A 22,339-nucleotide genomic window follows, 5' to 3' on the forward strand; every position below is an offset into this window, starting at 1 on the left:
AAATTTTTAGTTTTTCTTTAATACCCCACCCCAACCCTCCCCTTCGCAGGGGAGGGAGCTTAAAAAACCATATTTATCATCGAGAAATTCACTTCATATACCTGTCTCAGCTCCCCAAAAACTCCGTTACCCTGTTCAAAAGTGTGGTTAACCGCTAAAATAGAGAAACTACGAAATTTATTTCATGATTTCATTCGTTTTTTTATAAAACTTTATGGGGATTTAAATATGGAAACTTTACCAGCTTGCCCGACGTGTCAATCCGAATTTACCTGGCAGGACGGCGAAATGCTTAACTGCCCTGAATGCGGACATGTCTGGTCGATGAACAGTGATGCTGCGGCAGATGATGATGTACTGAAAGTGGTGGATGCCAACGGCAATCTGCTGGCGGATGGCGATTCTGTCACCGTGATCAAAGACCTGAAAGTGAAAGGCAGTTCTTCGATGCTGAAAATCGGCACCAAAGTGAAAGGCATTCGTTTAGTCGAAGGCGATCACAACATCGATTGCAAAATTGATGGTTTCGGCCAGATTAAACTCAAATCTGAGTTTGTTAAGAAAAACTGATCTCCGCACCTTCCTGCCTGACGTTCAAAAGCGGTTTTGCCATATCGACATAACCGCTTTGCGAACATACACTCAATGCATAATCTCGTTAACTTTCAGCAGAGAAGAATGCATGAAACAGGCTCAGGACTACTTTAACGCCCTCAATCGCGATTACCTCAAAGTTCATCAGGACAAAGAAAATTTGTTCTGGCAACACTATATGGGCACCGGTGATGACACTGTTTCTGCGGCTTTCTCCGCTGCTGAAACGGCGTACAAACGTTTTATCGCCCAGCCTTCCCGCCCGCAGGAATTGCGTGATGCGATTGCCCGCGTCGAAAAAGAATCCGCCAGCGAGGCGCGTGATGCCTTACTGCACGGTCTGCGTGGCTGGCTGAATTTCTTTGACTGTAACGTGATTGAAGACCCTAAAGCACAGGCGCTGCTGGATGAAATTATTCAGGCGGAATCGGCGCTGTTCGGCAAACGTAAGCAGTACCGCATGACGCACATCAACAGCAAAGGCGAGCGCGTTAATGCCTCCCTTGGCGAGCTGCTGACCAATCAGGCGAATAACGAAAATGAAGTCTACCGCCGGAGTTCGCAAAATGCATTGCGCGAACTGGAGGACTGGCTGCTGCATAACGGATTGCCTGAGCTGATCGGCTTGCGTAACCGTTTTGCGCGTCAGCTCGGTTACCGCAACTACTTCGATTATAAAGTGAATAAAACCGAGCGCATGTCGCCGGAACAGTTATTCGCCATCCTCGATCGTTTCGAAGAGCAAACCCGCGAAAGCAACACCCGCAGCCTCAATGAACTGGTCGCGCGTGAAGGCGACGCCGCACTATTGCCATGGAATATCCGCTTCGCCAGCGCCGGTGACGTCACCCGTCAGCTCGATCCTTACTTCCCGTTCGCTGATTCCCTGCGTCGCTGGATAGACAGCTTCAAGCGCCTGAATATCGGTTTTAATGGTGCAGAAATGCAGCTGGATTTGCTGGTACGCGAAGGCAAGTTTGAAAATGGTTTTATGCACGGGCCGGTGCCGCCGTTCTATGACAACGGCAAATGGGTGCCAGCGGTGATTAACTTCACCAGCCTGGCGAAACCTGATCAGATTGGCAGTGGCGCGAATGGCCTGAATACGCTGTTCCATGAAGGCGGCCATGCGGCGCACTTCGCCAATATCCGCCAGAATGCGCCATGCTTCTCGCAGGAATTCCCGCCGACGTCCATGGCCTATGCGGAAACGCAATCCATGTTTTGCGACAGCCTGCTGGAAGATGCTGACTGGCTGAAACGTTATGCGAAAAATACCGCAGGTGAACCGGTGCCGGATGAACTGATCCGCGCCAGTATTGAAGCCCGTCAGCCGATGCGTTCCTTCAATGAACGTCACATTCTGCTGGTGCCGTATTTCGAGTGGCAGCTTTATCAGTGGCCGGATGAGAAACGCACGCCGGAAGCGATGACCGCGCTGGCGCGTGATGTCGAAACCCATATTCTGGGCGTCACCGGCAGTCCGCGTCCGACGCTCGCTATCCCGCATCTGCTTTCCATGGAATCCGCCTGTTCGTATCAGGGCTATCTGCTGGCGATGATGGCCGTGGAACAGACCCGCGCTTTCTTCCTGAAACGCGATGGTTATCTGACCGACAATCCGGCCATCGGTCCGGATCTGGCGAAGCATTACTGGACGCCGGGTAACAGCGTCAGTCACGACGATACCTTGCGCAGCCTGACCGGCGAGGGGTTCAATCCGGATTATCTGGCGCAGGCCTGTAATCAGACCGTGGATGCGGCGTGGCAGGAAGCGCAGCAGACCATTGAAAAGGCATCAAAACGTGAGCAACCTGAAGCGGATTTCGATCTGAATGTGCATATCCGCGTGGTGGATGGTGCGTTGATCCTCGCTGACAGTGCCGACGGTGATGACGCGATGTGTCAGGATTTTGCGGATTTCGTTGAACAGAACTACGGTAGAAAATAGTTACAGCAAAAAATAAAGATCATGAACATAAAAGCCACCGGCAGGGTCAACGTGCGGTGGCTTTTTTTTTGTCTTACGCCTCAGGTCAACGGGCGTCGGGGCGTATCAGGTCAAAGCGTAAATCTTCTGAAATACCGTAATAGGCAGAAGGGCCACCGGCGCGTAATACCGGTTCGGCAAGCGCAGTCTGATAAATGCCGTCAATCAGCAGATGTGGCGCGATATGCACGGCAACCACTTCGCCCAGCACCAGCCAGGTATCGATATCGCTACCGGCGGCCGTTTTAAGCTGAATACACTGCGTCAGTTTGCACTCAAAGTTCACCGGGCTTTCCAGCACGCGGTCAGCGGCAACCAGGGTGCCGGGTTGTGCGGTCAGACCGGCGAAATCAAACTCATCCGCGCCATGTTCCAGCGAGGCCGAACTTTCATTCATTTTCACCGCCAGCGGTCGGGTGGTGAGATTCCAGACGAATTCGCCGGTTTCCACGATATTCGCCACGCTGTCTTTCCAGCCACTGCTGGCAAAACCAATGATCGGCGGGCGGTAATTGAAACAATTGAAGAAGCTGTACGGCGCCAGATTGCGTTGTCCGGCGGCATTGCGTGATGAAATCCAGCCAATCGGACGCGGGCCGACAATGGCGTTTAACGGATCATGGGGCAGGCCGTGGCCTTTAGCGGGCTCGTAGTAGTAACGTTCATCAGTGTTCATGATTTTCCTCAGCAAATAATTCATAAAGACTATGATTTGTACATTACCCGAATTAATCAGACGTTGACCGTTTTTATGTGCCCGCCCGAGTCAGCATGCATCCGGCAGGCGGCGGCGCTTTGTGGTATCTTGTGCGCCATTCATAAATATCCAACGCCCCATCGCATATTTCATGCGTCGCGCACACCTTTCGGAGAGTCACTCAGGTGGAAAAAAAGAAAGTCTTCCCTCAGGAAAAAAGCGGTCTTCACCCGCGAAATCGTCATCGCAGCCGCTATGATTTCCCGGCCCTGATTGCCAGCAGCCCGGAACTTGCACCGTTCGTCGTCGAAAATAAATGGGGCGATTTGTCGGTTGATTTCGCCAACGCTCAGGCGGTAAAAGCCCTGAACCGTGCTTTGCTGCGCGATTGCTATCAGATTGAAAACTGGGATATTCCGGCTGATTACCTGTGCCCGCCAATTCCCGGGCGTGCAGATTATATTCACCATCTGGCAGATCTTCTGGCGGGCAGCAACAACGGCAATATCCCGCAAGGCAAAGACATTTCCGTGCTGGATATCGGTGTGGGCGCGAACTGTATTTACCCGATTATTGGTTTACGCGAATACGGCTGGCGCTTCACCGCCAGTGAGATTGATCCGGTATCAATGGCGGCGGCTAAAAAAATCGTCGCCACCAATCCGCAACTGACCAATCAGGTGCGTTTCCGTTTACAGGCGAAACCGCAGCGTATTCTCGACACCATTATCCGCCATGATGAGCGATACGACGCGGTGCTGTGTAATCCGCCGTTCCACGCTTCAGCGGCAGATGCGGCATCCGGCAGCCAGCGTAAACGTCAAAACCTGGGGCTGGACAGACGTGCGGGCACCGCAGAGCTTAACTTCGGTGGTCAGCACAACGAATTGTGGTGTGAAGGTGGTGAAGAAGCCTTTGTGGTCCGTATGGCAGAAGAGAGCGCCGGTAAAGCGCAGAACTGTTTCTGGTACACCGTGCTGATTTCCAAAAAAACGACGCTGCCGTTACTGTATGACGCACTTCGTGAAGAGGAAGCGACGGATGTCCGCACTGTCGAAATGGTGCATGGCAACAAGATCAGCCGTTTTGTCGCCTGGACTTTCCTGACGCCTTCGCAGCAAAAAAGTTGGGCAATCAAACGCTGGTCAGTCTGATCACGTTGTGAATTCCTGTATTCCAGCGTGTTTATCTGACGGTGAATATGCTGGAAAAAATACTCCTGCCAGCCCCTTTCTTTTTTGGTGAATTAAATTAAGCTTAATTGACTATAATAAAGTTTGTTAATTATCAGAGTAATGATTTTGCTGGTGAGCTTATTTTTCACTGCGCTATTTAAATTTTCACGCACCTGCCTAAACCCACCCAGGGGTCAGACTAATCTTTCGCATGTTGATGAGTAACTTTACTCATCATCTGTGGGAATTAGCACGTGTATTTTTATAAATTAACTGTGATTACACATTAATTCACGTTATCAGCCACAGGGTGTCTGTCCTATGCAATTATTTTCTCATCAGTTTAGTACGATATGGCGTGATAAATTCGCTGCGATCCAGCAGGCGGTTCCGATGATCGCTTTCACGCCGGAAGGCGTGGTGCTTGAGGTTAACGACTTGTTTCTCAGCAGCATGGGGTACAGCAGAAACGAGGTGATTGGTCAGCCTCACCGGATTTTCTGCACCCCGGAGTTTGTTGCCAGCGATGCGTATCGTCTTCACTGGGAAGGTTTGCGGCAGGGAAAGTCGGTCAGCGGAAATATTAAACGTGTACACAAAAACGGGAATATAATCTGGCTTGAGGCAAATTATGTTCCGGTGAAAAATAAACAAGGCAAAGTGACCGAAATAATTAAAATTGCCAGTGATGTATCTGAAAGAATTAATGAATCCCACGAGCATCAGGGAATTTTACAAGCACTTGACCGTTCAATGGCGCTGATTACCTTTACACCTGAAGGTCATGTGATTTCTGCGAACAATAACTTCCTGAAAGTCATGGGTTATTCTTTGCAGCAAATTAAGGGCCATTCCCACACGATGTTTTGTGTCCCGCAATACTGTGATTCCCACGAGTACCGCAATCACTGGCAGCGTCTGAGAAACGGTGAATTTATCCTTGGCCGTTTTGAGCGCATCACTGGCCACAGTCAGTCTGTCTGGCTGGAGGCGAGCTATAACCCGGTGATAGATGATGACGGCAAAGTGATAAAAATCGTCAAAATCGCGCATGACATTACGGATCAGATGGATCAGCAGCGTCAGCAGGAAAGCATGATGACGCACGTGCATGAACTGTCGCTGACTACTGACAAAACCGCGGCAGAGGGCGTGACCATCGTCCGGCAGGCAGTGGAAGATATGCAGGAAGTCGAAGCGCTGGCGCGGCGGACTTCCGACATCATCGGGCAGCTCGGTCAGACATCTGAACGTATTGGCGAAATGGTTGATACCATCCGCCGTATTTCGTCTCAAACCAACCTGTTAGCCATCAACGCCACCATCGAAGCCGCGCATGCGGGCGAGCAGGGCAGAGGATTTGCCGTGGTGGCGGGTGAGGTTCGTTCACTGGCCGATCAGTCCCGCAAGGCTGCCGTCGAAATTGACCAGCTTACGCAAAGCATCCGTGATGGTGTGATGGCCGCGATTGATGGTATGGGGAATTGCGTCAACCGCGCAGGCGGTGGCGTGGTGCTGAGCCGCAATGCCGGTGATGTGATCAATCAGGTTAACCTCGGTATGCAGGATCTGGTGCGGATGATGGCGGAGTTTTCGGTCGTGGCGAGGGAAAAGGAACAGACCAGGCATTAGTTGCAGAAAGCCGCTGCAAAGGCGGCTAACCGAACGCTTTCTCACTCGCCGTGAAGGCTTGATCGAGAATATTTCGGTTTCTCAATAACGGTTATCACGCGGCCTCTCGCGCCGAAACCGACCAAAGGAGGGAAGTGCTTTCCCTCCTTTGGATTCCTCCCCGCCTTTACAACAAGTGCTTCGCTCGCAGGCTATGTTTCAGGTACCACCGTGACAGGCTGGAAATCTTGCCGCTGCGCGGTGCCTTCGTTTCGGGATTGCAGCCTATGGTCTGCAACCTCTCACTCAGCAAGCTTTCTGAACCGCCCTCACGATCATAAACATGAGATCTGCTCCTCCCTGCGAAGGGGGAGGAGCATTAAGGTCAAAAGTAGAAGAATACGCCGGTATTGTACTCAATCGCTTTATTTATTTGAGACACCAATACTTCAGCACTGGTACAATCTGATGGAGAAACTTGCCCCAGAATACTCTTAGCCAATCTTAAATCACGAATGCCGACAATTTTCTCATCTTCGAATTCGTCTATGTTAATTTCGATGAACTGGTTCAATCGACTGATAACACCTGTATCGATAAGAGACTGAAATTGTTCATCAGTTATCGTAACTTCGATCAAATCTCCCTCAAGAGATACATCAAGATCAAGACGTTGCATGGCATCTTGGCTGGTTGGTACAGAGATACATTTCATGTTATTTACGTCCTGGAATGTTAAAATGAGTGACTTCATTATATTCACTCTGAGTCCTTCCTATCTGCTTACCCCCTTCGAGTATTTTGTTATTTGGAACAATACCGTCAAGATCTAAATAGGTTCTTTTGCCTGGCAGGGAGGGGTTATTGATGCGGAAATAGTCGCCGCTTAAGTCTTCAACGACTTGTACACCAGTCTCAGGGTGAGCGTAAATTCGTTTTCCTGAGTTCGTCGTTGTAACCAAAGGATGATTTCCGGCAAATTTTTTCAATGCTGCATCCAGATCCGCAGTCCGCCAATTTCCCGAAAATTTCTTAGCGCGGACAGCCCCTGCTGCTGATGTGCTCTGTCTTGGAGCTAGTTTTTCTAACTGAGAAATTTCACTGACAGCCCCTAACCCACTGAGCCCGAGCCCGGCAACCACTGACGTGATTGCAATAGCAGAACCCACAGTTGTCTCATTTAATACCTGATCATAACCGGCCTGAACATCACCGCCGAGTTGCTGCGCTGTTTTGGCATAACCTTCAATGTTTCCATTGTAAATACCCCCGGCGGCCAACAAACGGCCTGCCGCTTTGCTGTTGATCTCCCTTGCCACCTGAGCATATTGTTTTGGTTCTGCGCTGGAACTGCCATAAGGGATCCGCTGAGTCGGTGAAGCCTTCACGCCGTTTCGTCTGGCAACGGCGTTGTTATAACCGTCAATAATTTCGCGAAGATACCATTCGTCATACCCGTTCGGGTTTTCACATACCAGATCGCCATTTCCATCTACATAGAAAGGATTATTAAATGAACACCAATCCTCCCAATGATCAATGCCAATCAGCCAGCCTATTCGAAGAGAGTCTTTGACGGTATCGTAAACCTCATCGGCATATCCACTTTGCGCACGTCGCCACGTTTGCGGGCATGAAGACAAACGCTCAGGTAACTCGAAATACCCAAAACGGTTGTAATGACTTTGATCAAGGTCATAATGCTTTTTTACCTGATCCATTGCTCTGTCTGGTGATAAAACGAGGGGGTAATCTTCGGGGGTTAGCTGCCATTCAATATCACTATGTCTATAGAGAGTAAACATGTTCCACCTGCTAATCCTTGCGGGTTGAGTTGATCAAGTTTTAATCATACCTCTTTTCCTGAATTAACCTAAATCTCCCTCATATAAGCCAAATTTAAAAGGTTTACTCATGCATTTAACCCTTAATAGGCTATTTAATATTGTCTGGCGGGGAAGAATTACGTGAACGTCGTCATCCACTACATGACCACGAAATGAGCAGGATAGGGAAGTGAAGTTTTGGGTAATAAAGTGTGGTGACTCCCTCCCCTGCGACTGCCTCTTGATGGAGAGATCTGATAAAGAGGCAGTTCGCAGGGGGAGGAGCAAGTAGCATCAGGAAACGTGTTGCAGGAACTCGCGCAGACGTTCGCTCGGCGGGTTGTTCACCAGATCAGCCGGTTTACCGTCTTCAGCAATACGGCCTTTGTCGATAAAGATTAAGCGTGAAGCCACTTTCTCGGCAAAGCCGACTTCGTGGGTCACGATAACCATTGTCATGCCTTCTTCTGCCAGCTGCTTCATGACGGTCAGCACTTCGTGACGCAGTTCAGGATCCAGCGCCGAGGTTGGCTCATCAAACAGCATCAGTTTTGGCTTAACCGCCAGTGCACGGGCAATCGCCACGCGCTGCTGCTGGCCACCGGAAAGCTCTGACGGATAGTGGTTGGCGCGTTCAGACAGGCCCACTTTTGCCAGCAGTTCTTTCGCCAGTTTATTGGCTTCATCCTTCGACGCACCACGAACGCGGATCGGGCCGAAAGCCACGTTTTCCAGCGCTGTCATGTGCGGGAACAGGTAGAACTGCTGGAACACCATACCGGCTTCCTGACGGATCAGACGTTCATCGACTTTCGGGTCGTTCACTTTCAGGCCATCAACAATCAGCTCGCCGGACGTGATTTCTTCCAGCTTGTTGATGCAGCGCAGCAGTGTGGATTTACCGGAGCCGGATGGCCCGATGATAACCACGACTTCACCCTGAGAAATGTTCAGATCGATGTCGTGGAGCACCTGGGTTTTACCAAAGTGTTTTGAGACGTTCTTGAATTCAATCATATAATTTTCAGTTTGCGTTCTAAGCGGCGCAGAACAAAGCTCAGAGCCAGCGTGATGATCAGATAGATAACAGCAACCGCACTCCAGATTTCCATGGCGCGGAAGTTGCCGGCGATGATTTCCTGGCCCTGACGGGTCAGCTCGGCGACACCGATAACGATAAACAGCGAGGTATCTTTGATACTCACAATCCACTGGTTACCCAACGGTGGCAGCATGCGGCGCAATGCCAGCGGCATGATGATGTAACGCAGCGTTGCACGGCGCGACAGACCCAGCGCCAGACCCGCTTCACGGAAACCGTTGTGAATCGACAACACCGCGCCGCGCGTAATTTCAGCAATATAAGCACCGGAGTTGATGATGATCGTCACCACCGCCGCGCTGAACGGGTCGATCCGCAGATCGGGCACCATCATCGGCAGGGCGAAATAAATGAACATTACCTGTACGACGATAGGCGTACCGCGAATGAGCTCGATAAAGACCAGTGCGACGTTGCTGCTAAACCAGCCACCAAACGCGCGGGCAAAACCCGCAATCACACCAATAATCAGACCGCCAACCAGACCGAGGACCGAAATCCACAATGTCATTTTGGCGCCTTCGAGCAGGATAGGCAGAGCGGGCCAAATTACGCTCCAGTCAAACTGCATGGATTATCTCCTGGTAAAACCACAAACTGCGCCTGTGCAGATTTGCATCTGACAGGCGCTTCTTATCAAGTGCTCTTTCTGAAAAGGAACGACTTAAATGAAAAGGACTTATTTAGGTTCGGTATCAAACCATTTTTTGTAGATTGCTGCGTAAGTACCATTCTCTTTGATGGTTTTCAGCGCGGCGTTGGCTTTCTCACGCAGGTCACTGCCTTGCGGGAATGCGATACCGTATTGCTGGCCAGCCAGTGAATCGCCGACCGCTTTGAACTGACCTTTACCGGCCGTTTTGATGAAGTACAGAATGTTTGGCGTGTCGTGCATGACCGCATCAGCACGGCCCGTGCCCAGTTCCATGTAAGCGCTGTCGATGTTCGGGAACTGACGCAGATCTTTGGTCTGCACGTTGGCTTTCATGTAATCAACGGAGCTGGTACCGCTTTTCACTGCAACGGTTTTACCTTTCAGATCAGCAACGCTTTTGATGGCGTCGTTATTGCTCTTAACCATCACCATCAGGCCGCTGTTGTAATAGCCGTCAGAGAAGTCGATGGCTTTTTTACGTTCAGGCGTGATGGTGATACCCGCCAGCGCCAGATCGATGTTGTGTGTTTGCAGGGCAGGAATGATGCCGCCGAAGTCCATTGGTTTCAGTTCATAGGAGACTTTCATCTCTTTAGCGACCGCGTCCCACAGGTCAATGTCGAAGCCGACGTACTTATCGCCTTGTTTGAATTCAAACGGTACAAACGCAGTGTCGGTAGCTACGATCAGTTTTTTATCTGCTGCGTGGGAGCTAACGGCAAAGGCCAGAGTTAACGCGGCCAGGGAAACTTTTAAGAGTGACTTCATCAGTGAATTTCCTTTGTACATATTATGGGAACGACTTTATATTACGGCGCTTTGATGCAATATTCATGCCAAATGACAGGTATATTAAAATTCAATGGCTTATCGCTTTGCTGAACCGATCAGGCAGTGATTAAAAATCAGATTGCACCAGTTTGACGCATTGCTGCACGTCGCCATGTTCTCTCATGGTGCACAGCTTCATCATTAACCATATGATGTATTTTAAACAATCATTAATTAACAAACGCGCTGCTCAAATGATAACTTGCTCTAACTTTATTGGTACATGAGCAAAACCTGTGCTCAGTTTTGAAGCAAATGTAAAGAGAAAAACGGGGGTAATAACGGGGGGAATGACTTGCGTTGAACCATAATGGTGCGTCAACGTATAAGGTAAAGTTCTAGCGCAACTGGCTGTCTTTACTGCCACGACGATTGTAGCCCGCGTGATCTTGCTGCTTTTTATCCAGGGCGGCCTGACAGGTGACGCAATACTGTACGCCCTGAAGGGCTTTCCGGCGCGCCTCCGGAATGGGTTCGCCACACTCCTTACAATAATGCGCACTTTCGCCATGCCCGAGAGACTGACGTGCGCGATCAACGGCATCATTGATCGTTGAATCAATCTGATCCTGCACTGCGCCATCTTGCGCCCATCCGCTTGCCATAGTGACCTCTTTTCCTAAGAGTTATCCGATAGAGTTTGTGTTATTTCGAGCTCTATGTTAAAAAAACCCATGAATTGAATGAATGTATTTCAGACATAAATAGATTGTGTGAATTTGTTGCTTTTCGCATATTCGTGACCTCATGATCTGCCCGCGGAGCCTTGTTCCTGGCAGGTCTTAGCGACTTCTCATTCAGTTCCCCTCGCTGCCTCGCAGCTACGACCGGCCAGACCAGGAAATGGATTTCGTCAGACACATGTGCTTGCTTGGCTAACCATGATAAGTGCCCACTCTTAAGTGTAGTCCTAAACACGATGAAGATTTCGCACCGTGATCCATTGGCTGGGGATATCAACGCAGTTTCACGGTACTTTTAATAAAGCACGATAATAAAAACGTGCAGTTTGTCATGATGATAATAAATGTTTATTGAAAAAATGAAGTCAGCATGGCCCGGGGAACATATCGCCCGGGTTCGTCGGTCTCCGTATTTTAGTATGGCAACGCTGAACCGCAATTTGGGTAAAATTGTCATTGGCCTGCCGATGGCGTTACTGATCATCTATCTGGTGATTTTCAGTCGTCCGCGTTATCTCAGTGAATCCACCGTTGCGATCAAAAGTTCTAACGACATCAGCGGCACCAGCCTGAATGTCGGCTTACTTTTGGGGGCAGGAAACCCGGGCACAGCCCAGGATGCGATGTATTTAAAAGAATACATCAACTCACCTGACATGCTGGCCGCGCTGGATAAGCAACTCGATTTCCATTCTGTGTTCGGCAGGAGCGGCGTAGATTTCCTCTATCATTTGCCCAAAGATGCCAGCCGCGAGCAGTTTTTAAATTATTACCGCGATCGTATTGCCGTCACGTATGACGATAAATCTGGCCTGCTGACTATCGGCACACAGGGCTTCACCCCGCAGTTCGCTGAGCAGTTTAACAAAGCCGTTCTCAAAGAATCTGAACGCTTCATCAATGAAATTTCTCATAAGATCGCCCGCGATCAGCAGGCATTTGCTGAAAACGAAATGCTTGAGGCCCGTGCACGTCTCAATGCGAGTAAAGCGCAGTTGCTGGCGTATCAGAACCACAACAATATTCTCGACCCTGAAGCGCAGGCGATTGCCGCCACCACGCTGGTGAACACGCTCGTCGGGCAAAAAATTCAGATGGAAGCGGAGTTACGCAATCTGCTGACTTACCTGCGTGACGATGCGCCACAGGTGATCAGTGCGCAAAATGCGATTACGTCTCTGGGCAAACAGATTGATCAGGAAAAAAGTAAAATTACTGCGCCTGATGGCCGTCAGCTCAATACCATGGCCGTGGATTTCGAAGAGATTAAGTCGAAAGTGCAGTTTGATACTGAACTCTACAAACTCACCCTGACATCCATTGAAAAGACGCGTGTTGAAGCTGCCCGCAAACTGAAAGTGCTGTCGGTGATCAGTTCGCCTCAGTTACCGCAAGAAACCACCTTCCCGAATGTCCCTTATATGATCGCCAGCTGGTTGCTGGTGTGCTGTCTGCTGTTCGGAACGATTAAATTATTGCTGGCCGTTATCGATGACCATAAAGACTGATGTGGTCTGTATCGCTTTCCCTTTTTGCCTGAAGAATCGCCTACAGAGTTTGTTATGAAATTATTGAAGTCCGTTGTTATCTTGCTGGCCTTCCAGCTGACCCAGGCCAATGCCGTGGGGATCAATGCCGATCCGAATATGACCGGCGCGGCACCGTTGCCGACATTTTTAACCGGCCAGACGCAACAGACGAGTCCGGATACCGGCTTTGATGATTCCCCACCGCCGCCGGTTCCGGCAGTGATGAGCCGCATGTTCGGTGCGCAGTTATTTACCGGCGGTGCGGCTGCCGATAACGCGGCCAGTATCGGTTTCAACCCGAATTACATTGTTGGCCTCGGCGATCAGGTACAAATCCGTTTGTGGGGCGCGTTCAATTTTGACGGCGCGCTGACCGTTGACCCGAAAGGTAATATCTTCCTGCCAAACGTCGGCCCGCTGAAAGTCGCAGGCGTCTCGAACAGCCAGCTGAACAGCGTGATCACCACCAAGGTAAAACAGGTTTATCAGGCCAACGTCAACGTGTATGCCTCCCTGCTTCAGGCACAGCCGGTCAAAGTGTTTGTCACCGGCTATGTGACCAATCCCGGTTTATACGGCGGTGTGGCGTCTGACTCACTGCTTTCTTATCTGAGTAAAGCCGGCGGCGTCGATACTGAACGCGGCAGCTATGTCGACATTGTGGTGAAACACAATGACCGCGTGCGTTCGCGCATTAACCTGTATGACTTCCTGCTCAACGGCGATCTGCGCCTGTCGCAATTCTCTGACGGCGATACCATCGTGGTCGGGCCGCGTCAGCACACATTCAGCGTGGAAGGCGATGTCTTTAACAGCTATGACTTTGAATTCCGCGACAGCACCATTCCGGTCAGCGAGGCCCTGAGCTGGGCACGCCCGAAACCGGGCGCGACGCACATGACCATTATCCGCCAGCAGGGCAGCATGAAACGCAGCGAGTATTACCCGCTGGGATCCGCACCGGGGCGCTCACTGCAGGATGGCGACAAACTGATTGTCAGTTCCGACCGTTATGCGGGCACCATTCAGGTTCGCATCGAAGGCGCGCATTCCGGTGAACACGCCGTGGTGCTGCCGTATGGCGCCACCATGAGCCAGCTGTTGCCAAAAATCCGCACCAACAGCATGTCGCAGATTAACGCCATCCAGCTTTACCGTCGTTCTGTCGCGCTTCGCCAGAAAGAGATGCTGGATCTGACCTTGCAGAAACTCGAAGAAGCATCACTTTCCGCCCAGTCCTCGACGCAGGAAGAAGGGCGTTTGCGTGCGCAGGAAGCCCAGTTAGTCAGCCGTTTCGTGGCGAAGGCGCGTCAGGTGGTGCCGAAAGGCGAAGTGGTCCTGAGCGAAAATAATCTGAATGAAGTGATCCTGGAAGACGGCGATGTCATCAACATTCCGGAGAAAACCTCACTCGTGATGATCCACGGCGAAGTGCTGTTCCCGAATGCGGTGAGCTGGCAGAAAGGTCTGAGCCCGGATGATTACATTGAGAAAGTCGGTGGCTACACGCAAAAAGCCGGGAACTCGAAAGTCATCCTGATTAAACAAAACGGCGAAGCGATTAACGCGGAAGACGTGAAGACGTTGCAGCCGGGGGATGAACTGATGGTTCTGCCGAAATACGAATCGAAAAATATCGAAATCACCCGCGGCATCTCGACGATCCTGTATCAGCTGGCCGTCGCCGCGAAAGTGGTGCTGACGATTTAATGATTGGGATCTTTTCAGCGGGCATACAACGTATCCCGCATCTGGAAGCGTTTCTCGGCGAACCCTGTCGCAAGCTTTCGCTGCTGCGACCGGTGCCGGATGGCATCACCCGCATCGCGGTGTGGGGTTACCGGCCAACCGGCGGGAAAGCCGTCGCGCGGGCAGAGCAGTCAGGCTTGCCGGTGCTGCGGCTGGAAGACGGGTTTATCCGCTCCCTGGGGCTGGGCGTGTCGGGCTGTCCGCCGCTCTCAATGGTTTTAGAGACGCAGGGAATGTATTACGACGCCTCGAAACCCAGCACGCTTGAAATGCTGATCCGCCAGCGTGAAGAGAATCAGCCGCTGCAGGATACGGCGCGGCAGGCCATGCAGATCATCGTGGAAGGTGATCTGTCGAAATACAACCAGGCACCGGCCTGCACAAAGGCAAAACCCGAGTGTGGCGCGGTGCTGGTGGTCGATCAGACTTTCGGTGATATGGCGGTGGTTTATGGCAATGCAGGCGCGGAGCAGTTCGAACAGATGTTGCAGGCCGCCATGGCAGAAAATCCGACGTCTGAGATATGGGTAAAGATCCACCCGGATGTTTTGCTGGGCAAAAAAGCCGGCTATTTCACGCAGATTACCCAACTGGCGCAGCAGGATCCACGCATCAAACTGCTGGCTGAAAACGTCAGCCCGCAATCGCTGTTGCGCGTTGTCAGCCGGGTTTACGTGGTGACGTCTAACTACGGATTTGAAGCGCTGCTCGCCGGAAAACCGGTCAGCGTGTTTGGTCAGCCGTGGTACGCAGGCTGGGGACTGACGGATGACCGTCATCCTCAGTCCGCATCGCTCCGGGCACGCCGGGGTACCGCCAGCGTGGAAGAGTTGTTCAGCGCGGCCTGTTTGCGTTACAGCCGGTACATCAATCCGGCTAATGGCAAAAGCGGCACATTGTTTGATGTTCTCAGCTGGCTGCTGATGCAGCGAAAGCATCAGCAACAGCGGGCGGGGCGCCTCTGGTCGCCGGGGCTGACCCTCTGGAAGCGCAGCATTCTCGGGCCTTTCCTGCGAACTAAAAGCAACAAAGTGAATTTCAGTAAACGCTATGCCGGTGAAGTGGCCTGTGTCGTGTGGGGCATCAAAGGCGAGGCCCGCTGGGGTGCTCAGGCGCAGCAGCGTCAGATCCCGCAATGGCGAATGGAAGATGGTTTCCTGCGTTCGGCCGGGCTGGGGTCTGATCTGCATCCGCCGCTGTCGCTGGTGCTGGATAAAACCGGTATCTATTACGATGCGACGCGCCCGAGCGATCTGGAACTGTTGCTGAGTCACAGCAATCTGGCGCCATGCCAGCAGCAGCGGGCTGCCACGTTACGCCAGAGACTGGTTGCCAGCAAAGTCAGTAAATACAACCTGGGCGCGGCGTTTACCTTGCCCGCTGAAGCGACGAATAAAACGGTGATTCTGGTGCCGGGGCAGGTTGAGGACGATGCCTCTATCCTGACCGGCACGATATCCCTGCGTACCAACAGCGCGCTTTTACGCACTGTCCGGGAACGTAACCCCGGCGCTTACATTATTTATAAGCCTCATCCGGATGTTCTGGTGGGGAACCGGCAGGGACACATTCCCGCCGAAGATGTCAGCCGCTGGGCGGACAGTCAGGCGCTGGATGCAGACATTATTCAATGTATTCAGGCTGCCGACGAACTGCACACGCTGACGTCGCTGTCAGGTTTTGAAGCGTTGTTACACGGTAAAAAAGTGGTGTGTTACGGCATGCCATTTTATGCCGGATGGGGACTGACGCAGGATGAGCATGCCTGTTCACGCCGGCTGCGCAGCCTCACTTTAGACGATGTGGTTTACCAGGCGCTGATTGCCTACCCGTCGTATATCGACCCGCAAAGTCGGGAGCCCATTTTGGCAGAGCAGGCGGTTGAACTTCTTGCTGCGACGCCCCGGGCACAAATGCAATTCACCAGAGTTAAAGCGGGCAGGATAGTCCGGTATTACAGAAAACTGCTCATGCTGGTCCGGGTGACGTTGACGACCTGAACCGGCTTCTTACTACAAGCTTATTGCATTAATGGAAACGGACAGAAATGGACAGTAAGGCGCTTACGACATTACTTTCTGGGAAAAAATATTTGCTGTTGCAGGGGCCGATGGGGCCTTTCTTCAGCGATTTAGCTCAGTGGCTGGAGTCTCTGGGGCGTGAGGCGGTGAATGTCGTCTTTAACGGCGGTGACAGGGTGTATTCGCGAAAGCGTGAATACCGCTTGTACCAGCAAACGCCAAAAGAGTTTCCGACCTGGCTGAAAGCCACCTGGCAGGATTACGACTTCGATACCATCGTGTGTTTCGGGGATTGTCGTCCGTTGCATCAGGCGGCAAAACGCTGGGCACAGGCTAAAGGCATACGCTTCCTCGCGTTTGAGGAGGGATATCTGCGCCCGCATTACATCACGCTGGAACAGAATGGCGTGAATGCCTATTCCAGCCTGCCACGCGATGCGGAGTTCTACCGCAGCCTGCCTGAAATGACCATGCCGGAAGTTGAACAGCTGAAACCTTCAGGCTGGCAGCGCGTGCGTCATGCGGCCGTGTATTACCTGGCGGGCTGGCGCTACCGGCACGACTTCCCAAAATATCGCCATCACAAATCCTTCTCGCCGTGGTATGAGGCGCGCTGCTGGACCCGTGCTGCCTGGCGTAAAAAGCTGTACGCCTTCCGCCAGCGCAACATTTTGCAGCAACTGCAGACGGATCTGGATCAGCGGTATTATCTGGCCATTTTGCAGGTATATAACGACAGTCAGATCCGCAATCACAGCCCGTATCAGGATGTGCGTGATTACATCAATGAAGTGATGCACTCGTTTGCCAAAAAGGCACCTTCCGCTGAGTATCTGGTGATCAAACATCACCCGATGGACAGAGGGCACCGCCTGTACGGGCCGCTGATCCGCCAGCTTGGTAAAAAATACGGCATCGCTGACCGCGTAATCTACGTGCATGATCTGCCGATGCCTGAGTTGCTGACGCATTCCAAAGCGGTTGTTACCATTAACAGCACCGCCGGGATATCAGCGCTTATTCATAACAAGCCGCTGAAAGTGATGGGCAACGCGCTGTATGACATTAAAGGCATTACCTATCAGGGACATCTGAACCAGTTCTGGCAGTCAGGGTTTAAACCCGATGCGAAGCTGTTTAAGCAGTTCCGGCTATACTTGCTGAAGAATACGCAGATTAATGCCGTATTTTATGGTGGCAATAAAGTGGATATCGCCACAGCGACTGATAACCCATATCACCCGGTATTTATCAGTCAGAAACTGATTATGAATTACACCAAACATCAGCCTTCATAACGATTAACCTTCAAAAACAGGCAGAGGAATATGCACAGATGCAAAAACGTTTATCAGTTCCACCCTGTGCATATTTCTCATTAGCTGTTCTTCTGCCTTTATTTCTTTCTGCCTGTGCCGGTGCAGTTCCCTCGATGCACTCTCATGAGTGCGAATTGCCTGAGGTGCGCGGCAACACCACGCTGTCCCCTCACTGCGTTTATAAAGAAGCGGTCATCATCACCAGCAGCAACACCACGTTAGATTGCCGGGGAGCGGTGCTGGAGGGGGACAATGAACGCCCTTTTGGCATACTGATCAACAGCAAGGGTAAGCCATTATCCGATGTCACCGTCCGTAACTGCAAAGTGCGACACTTCACCCGCAGCGGGATCCGTATCACTTCTGACATCGCAGCCAATAAACTCAGCCCGAACCACGAAAAAAACTACCGCCGGACACCCACACGGATAACCCTTGAGAACGTTGAAGTGACCGGCAGCGGACGCGTAGGAATTTACTTTGACGATTACGTGACTCATTCAACGTTAAGCCACTCGATTGTCCGCGACTCGTATATGTCCGGTATCTATCTGGAACATTCCTCGCGTAATAATAAAGTCGTGGATAACCAGATCATCGACAACGGCCATGAGCGTTTCGGCAAGGGGAAGCGTGAAGGATTAGCCGTCGATTCGTCAGCTTACAACCTGATTGAAGGCAACCGTTTTGAATCCAACGGGGCAGGGGGTGTGTTTCTGTATAAGAACTGCGGCGAGCATTTCAGCACAGGAAAATCTGTGATCCGCTGGCAGCACAGCGACTACAACGTTATTCGCAACAATACCTTTGTGAATGAACCCGTAGGCATCTGGCTGGCATCCCGGCAGAACCGGGACTTATCAGGATTTGATTGCGGGGATAAACCGAGGGACAGTTCCGGTAAATACTTTAACGATTATGCGGATAATAATGTGGTGGAGGGGAATAAGTTTGAGAAGATAAAAAATAATATTCAGAATGAAGGGGACGATAATATCATCAAATCACACATGCATACTTCATTAAATTTTTAAGGCATTTGTTATAATGATGAGTAGTAAAATCATTCTCGCATGGCTAATAATTTTAATTGCTTTGCTCTTGAGAGGTAAAAAGTATTGTTATAGTGATAAGGATGCGCGCCCCATAAGTGATTTGAATCACAGAAAGAAATGTAATAGGGTGAGTCTAATTGAGTAACACCGCTATGATTGATTTTAATATGATCGTAAATATATTCTACGAAACTATTATATTCATCAATTGTGTATTTGACTTTGTCAAATTTTATGAATTTCTCCCCGTCAAAATAATGTGAGCACATAAATACCTTATTAATGATTATGTTCTTTGAAGGGATTATTTCTGAGGCTAGTGATATCAAATTTGAAATGGCATTAATAGATATCTCAAGTTTTTCTTTAGAGTTAAAATTTAAAGTTGTCTCTGCTTTTAATTCATTTTTAGCTTCAGTGCTTCGAAAGCTCCATGAGTTTGTAATTACACTGTCATTGTAAATTAATAAATCAAATCTTTCATCCATCAAGTCAATAATAAATAAAGACTCTTTTTGAAGGGATTTTATTGTTTGCTCTAATGTAGTTTTATCGAGATCATGTTTGACGCACTGAGTTAGAAATTCACTTTTTATATTAATCTTCTTTTCGTTGTAGTCTATTTTTTGAGCCAATAAAGATGCAATGCTATTATTTGATATGTATGAATTTATCTTGAAGGTGTTCTTCTTGTAAGTGTCTTTATATACTCGTAGTATATCTCTTGAATCACAACTTCCCAAAATAGTTGTATCAATTTGTAGTTCTAAAGAGTTACTTGCCAATATTTTGGTGACTGAGTTTAGCGATGTGTTTACTCGCATAACATTATTTATTTTAGTAGGTAAAAAATTATTGCCTAGCAATTCTACATGATCGATGCTTTCTATTATATCAATGTTTACATGCTCTGGAATTAGATTGATGAATTCTAAAGTTTTTTCTTTTTGTTTGCAATTTAACTTACTCCCAATATTACCAATAAAAGAAATATATACATTTGTTATATTTGTTATATTTGTTAAAAATGTTGCAAAGCTAAAATAAAAAGAATCATCAACCGCTAAGGAGAGAACTTTATCTTCAGTTAAAAAATCGATCAAAGAACCAAGCTCGATGTAATTGACTTCTTCCTTGCTAATAAACATATCTTCAGGAGGTGCATCGTAACCAAAGTAATAATTTTCTGACATTTAATTTTCCTCAATTAAATCTAGGATTCTTTTACTATTTAAATTATCTTTGTATTTAAAGAATATTTTTGATTTATCATGGTCTGCCTTTTCCATTAGGCAATTGTTCTTGATCATTTTTTCCAGATTAAAATACAAGTCATTTATATCTTTAGATATTGTCCCAGGCATATCCGTTAATGGATTGATTAATGGTCCGCCGCGGGCGGCAAAAAATTTTTCTTGATCAAACCAATAATATAAGACGGGCTTGTTCTGGTAAAGCATATCGAAAGAAGCCGATGAGTAGTCAGTTATCATCATGTCAGAATTTATTATAAGTGATTGAACATCAACGTCGTTCATACTATGTATTTTATAACCGGATAAATGGGTGGTAGTACGCAAATATTTATGCAATTTGTGATGTAAACAAGCTTCTAGCGTGTATCCATAATTTTGTAAAAGTTTATTGATTAGAGGGTTGGATAATAGTTCTATCAATTTTTTATAATAAGAGGATTGCTGAAATTGCTCTGTAGACATTCGACTTAAGTTATCTCTCCAGGTAAACATAATAAATATTTTTTTCGTTGGGGAATTTTTTTTCTTTGGTAGAAAATCAAATCTTGAAAGTCCAGTAACTGCAACTTGATTTTTTTCAAACCCAAAGTTTTTACAAACTAGATTACGTTCATGCTCTGAACTAACAATGAATTTATGTGGTAATTCTAGACGCTTTTCCATTGAGTTTTGATCATAGTAACCAGTTGCTCTGTTTAAAGCAAAAATTCCATGCTGAAGAAAATATCGTGGTTTGGTAATGTGCTGAGAAGCAACATCTTTCCATCGGAAAAATATGTCTCTCATACTATCGCTGAAGATGTATTTTTTTGCTGCGTGGAATATTATAAAATGTTTTAAAGAGCCATAATAAACAACATTAGAGTTATTGATTATATTTATAGCTGTAGGTGCATCTTTCTTTATGACATAAAAATATTCGAATTTTAATAGTTTGTTTTTACGAGGAAATGAATTTTGAGCGTATTTAAATAAATGGTAGCTGGAGTCATTTGCTGTATTACCTAGACGCTCACCAATCAAGCAAATATTTCTTTTTCTATAGAATGTTCTGGCAACAAGTGATGCAGTTTTATATTGAATGTTCCAAGATAATTTTTTGTGTGATTTGATTATTTTCTTTACTTTGAAGGAGATTCTTGATCTAAGGCTATTCTTCGATTTTAATAGTAAATAGTCTTCAATAATGAGATTGTCTTTAACGATTGCAGCATGTTTAAGACAACTTTTTTGATACTTCTTATTTAAAATTCTGTGGGCTTCAGAGTAATAACCATGATAAATCAGAATCATGGGCAAGCGTCGGGAGGGTGTAAAAACTTTTAAAATATCGTATCCAATAGATTTTTTGAGGAACGTATTCAACTCTTGATATATTTTTTTGCATGCTAAGAAATTATTGTCAGCTGAAAATTTTGTTAATCTATAAAGTATTCCACGCAAGATAAATAATTTAGCCAGCCATGTTTGTCTTGGTGGTAGTTTGAACTGATTTGTTAGTGCATAAACTTTAATTAAATCCTCAAACACTTTTTCATTAACGATTTGTGTACATGACGGATTATCCTCATCATCTCTTCCACGATATAAATAGGTTACTGCTGGTGTGGAAGAAATATGGTTTGCCTTATACATTGCACTAATAACGAAAATCCAATCCTCTGCCAGTTTAATCCCCACTGGGAATTTTATATCGTTTCTAGTTAATAAATTCTTACTATATAATTTCCCCCAAGGTGGAGGAGTATTCATTAGTATAGACTTATGAAAGAATTTTACTTTTCGTAACGATGCTGATGCCACTTCAGAGTGAGCCTCGATATACCAAGATCGTCGGCTATTAAATGCTTTACTATGAGAAACAATAACCTCTGACTTAGTTTCTTCTGCAATTGCTATGAGTGATGAAATTGCATCTTGTGGAAGAAGGTCATCGGAGTCCAGGAACATAATATATTTACCTTTCGCAATACCTAGGGCATTGTTTCTTGCAACTGATTGACCTGAATTTTGTTGCTCTAATAATATAATATTAGAGTGGTCAGCCATGTACTTTAGTAAAATATTTTTTGAATTATCAGGCGAACCATCATTAACACAAATTATTTCAATATAATATTTTGTGTGTTTTTTACTTAACTTTTGAATAATAACTGAATCTATACATTCAGCAAGATATTTTTCAGTTTTGTAAACCGGTATGATGACAGAAACTAATGCTTGTTTTTCTCGAATATCCATGAGAA

At 48.0% G+C, this 22,339-nt stretch carries 18 protein-coding genes; 9 read left to right on the forward strand and 9 right to left on the reverse strand.

Going from position 1 to position 22,339, the window contains the following annotated elements:
- Nucleotides 1-228 precede the first annotated feature (228 nt).
- Together UC14_RS00725 and UC14_RS00730 are read left to right on the forward strand one after the other, a co-directional pair.
- A complete protein-coding gene (locus tag UC14_RS00725; protein WP_112197076.1) occupies nt 229-570 on the forward strand; it encodes a zinc ribbon domain-containing protein YjdM in 342 nt (113 codons plus the stop codon).
- Nucleotides 571-682: 112 nt separating this feature from the next.
- Complete coding sequence (locus UC14_RS00730; protein WP_112197077.1) at nt 683-2,545, forward strand: M3 family metallopeptidase; 1,863 nt, start codon at nt 683-685, stop codon at nt 2,543-2,545.
- Between the two features lie 85 nt (nt 2,546-2,630).
- On the opposite strand, the gene UC14_RS00735 is transcribed toward UC14_RS00730, so the two are convergent.
- Nucleotides 2,631-3,260: a flavin reductase family protein gene (locus UC14_RS00735; protein WP_013574677.1), complete on the reverse strand. Its 630-nt coding sequence runs from the start codon at nt 3,258-3,260 to the stop codon at nt 2,631-2,633.
- 206 nt (nt 3,261-3,466) lie between these two features.
- Between UC14_RS00735 and rlmF the strand changes: the two genes are divergently transcribed.
- Both rlmF and UC14_RS00745 read left to right on the forward strand, forming a co-directional pair.
- A complete protein-coding gene (gene rlmF, locus UC14_RS00740; RefSeq protein WP_013574678.1) occupies nt 3,467-4,435 on the forward strand; it encodes a 23S rRNA (adenine(1618)-N(6))-methyltransferase RlmF in 969 nt (322 codons plus the stop codon).
- 342 nt (nt 4,436-4,777) lie between these two features.
- Nucleotides 4,778-6,088: a PAS domain-containing methyl-accepting chemotaxis protein gene (locus tag UC14_RS00745; RefSeq protein WP_013574679.1), complete on the forward strand. Its 1,311-nt coding sequence runs from the start codon at nt 4,778-4,780 to the stop codon at nt 6,086-6,088.
- Nucleotides 6,089-6,452: 364 nt separating this feature from the next.
- Here the strand turns inward: UC14_RS00745 and UC14_RS00750 are convergent, their stop codons facing one another.
- The 6 genes from UC14_RS00750 to UC14_RS00775 all read right to left on the reverse strand — a co-directional run bounded on the left by UC14_RS00750 (nt 6,453) and on the right by UC14_RS00775 (nt 11,086).
- Nucleotides 6,453-6,782 (reverse strand): hypothetical protein, encoded by a 330-nt coding sequence (locus tag UC14_RS00750; RefSeq protein ID WP_112197078.1) that lies wholly within the window; start codon nt 6,780-6,782, stop codon nt 6,453-6,455.
- A gap of 1 nt (nt 6,783) precedes the next feature.
- The gene (locus tag UC14_RS26960; RefSeq protein WP_225444881.1) at nt 6,784-7,872 is read right to left on the reverse strand and encodes a hypothetical protein; all 1,089 of its coding nucleotides are present in this window, start codon (nt 7,870-7,872) and stop codon (nt 6,784-6,786) included.
- A 315-nt stretch (nt 7,873-8,187) separates the two neighbouring features.
- Complete coding sequence (gene glnQ / locus UC14_RS00760; protein WP_013574681.1) at nt 8,188-8,910, reverse strand: glutamine ABC transporter ATP-binding protein GlnQ; 723 nt, start codon at nt 8,908-8,910, stop codon at nt 8,188-8,190.
- Nucleotides 8,907-9,566 (reverse strand): glutamine ABC transporter permease GlnP, encoded by a 660-nt coding sequence (gene glnP / locus UC14_RS00765; RefSeq protein WP_013574682.1) that lies wholly within the window; start codon nt 9,564-9,566, stop codon nt 8,907-8,909. Before glnP ends, glnQ begins: the two co-directional genes overlap by 4 nt.
- Nucleotides 9,567-9,674: 108 nt before the next feature.
- The gene (gene glnH / locus UC14_RS00770; protein WP_013574683.1) at nt 9,675-10,418 is read right to left on the reverse strand and encodes a glutamine ABC transporter substrate-binding protein GlnH; all 744 of its coding nucleotides are present in this window, start codon (nt 10,416-10,418) and stop codon (nt 9,675-9,677) included.
- 401 nt (nt 10,419-10,819) lie between these two features.
- On the reverse strand, nt 10,820-11,086 hold the full coding sequence (locus UC14_RS00775; RefSeq protein WP_112151178.1) for a DksA/TraR family C4-type zinc finger protein: 267 nt from the start codon (nt 11,084-11,086) through the stop codon (nt 10,820-10,822).
- A gap of 497 nt (nt 11,087-11,583) precedes the next feature.
- Between UC14_RS00775 and UC14_RS00780 the strand changes: the two genes are divergently transcribed.
- The 5 genes from UC14_RS00780 (at nt 11,584) to UC14_RS00800 (ending at nt 18,816) form a co-directional block, all read left to right on the forward strand.
- Entirely contained in the window at nt 11,584-12,672 is a 1,089-nt protein-coding gene (locus UC14_RS00780) for a capsule biosynthesis protein (protein ID WP_370447427.1), read from the forward strand.
- A 54-nt stretch (nt 12,673-12,726) separates the two neighbouring features.
- On the forward strand, nt 12,727-14,403 hold the full coding sequence (locus UC14_RS00785) for a polysaccharide biosynthesis/export family protein (protein ID WP_013574686.1): 1,677 nt from the start codon (nt 12,727-12,729) through the stop codon (nt 14,401-14,403).
- Nucleotides 14,403-16,442, forward strand: coding sequence for a capsular polysaccharide biosynthesis protein (locus tag UC14_RS00790; protein ID WP_112197079.1), 2,040 nt, complete (start codon nt 14,403-14,405; stop codon nt 16,440-16,442). The genes UC14_RS00785 and UC14_RS00790 overlap by 1 nt, the downstream gene beginning before the upstream one ends.
- A gap of 47 nt (nt 16,443-16,489) precedes the next feature.
- Nucleotides 16,490-17,761: a capsule biosynthesis protein gene (locus tag UC14_RS00795; RefSeq protein WP_112197080.1), complete on the forward strand. Its 1,272-nt coding sequence runs from the start codon at nt 16,490-16,492 to the stop codon at nt 17,759-17,761.
- Nucleotides 17,762-17,895: 134 nt separating this feature from the next.
- On the forward strand, nt 17,896-18,816 hold the full coding sequence (locus UC14_RS00800; protein ID WP_232829620.1) for a right-handed parallel beta-helix repeat-containing protein: 921 nt from the start codon (nt 17,896-17,898) through the stop codon (nt 18,814-18,816).
- A gap of 29 nt (nt 18,817-18,845) precedes the next feature.
- On the opposite strand, the gene UC14_RS00805 is transcribed toward UC14_RS00800, so the two are convergent.
- Nucleotides 18,846-20,030, reverse strand: a complete 1,185-nt coding sequence (locus tag UC14_RS00805; protein ID WP_112197082.1) for a DUF6270 domain-containing protein — start codon at nt 20,028-20,030, stop codon at nt 18,846-18,848.
- Nucleotides 20,031-22,334, reverse strand: coding sequence for a glycosyltransferase (locus UC14_RS00810; protein WP_112197083.1), 2,304 nt, complete (start codon nt 22,332-22,334; stop codon nt 20,031-20,033).
- Between the last annotated feature and the right edge of the window lie 5 nt (nt 22,335-22,339).

Origin of the sequence: Rahnella sp. NRRL B-41462, from assembly GCF_003263525.1 — a bacterium.
Taxonomy (GTDB): domain Bacteria; phylum Pseudomonadota; class Gammaproteobacteria; order Enterobacterales; family Enterobacteriaceae; genus Rahnella; species Rahnella aceris.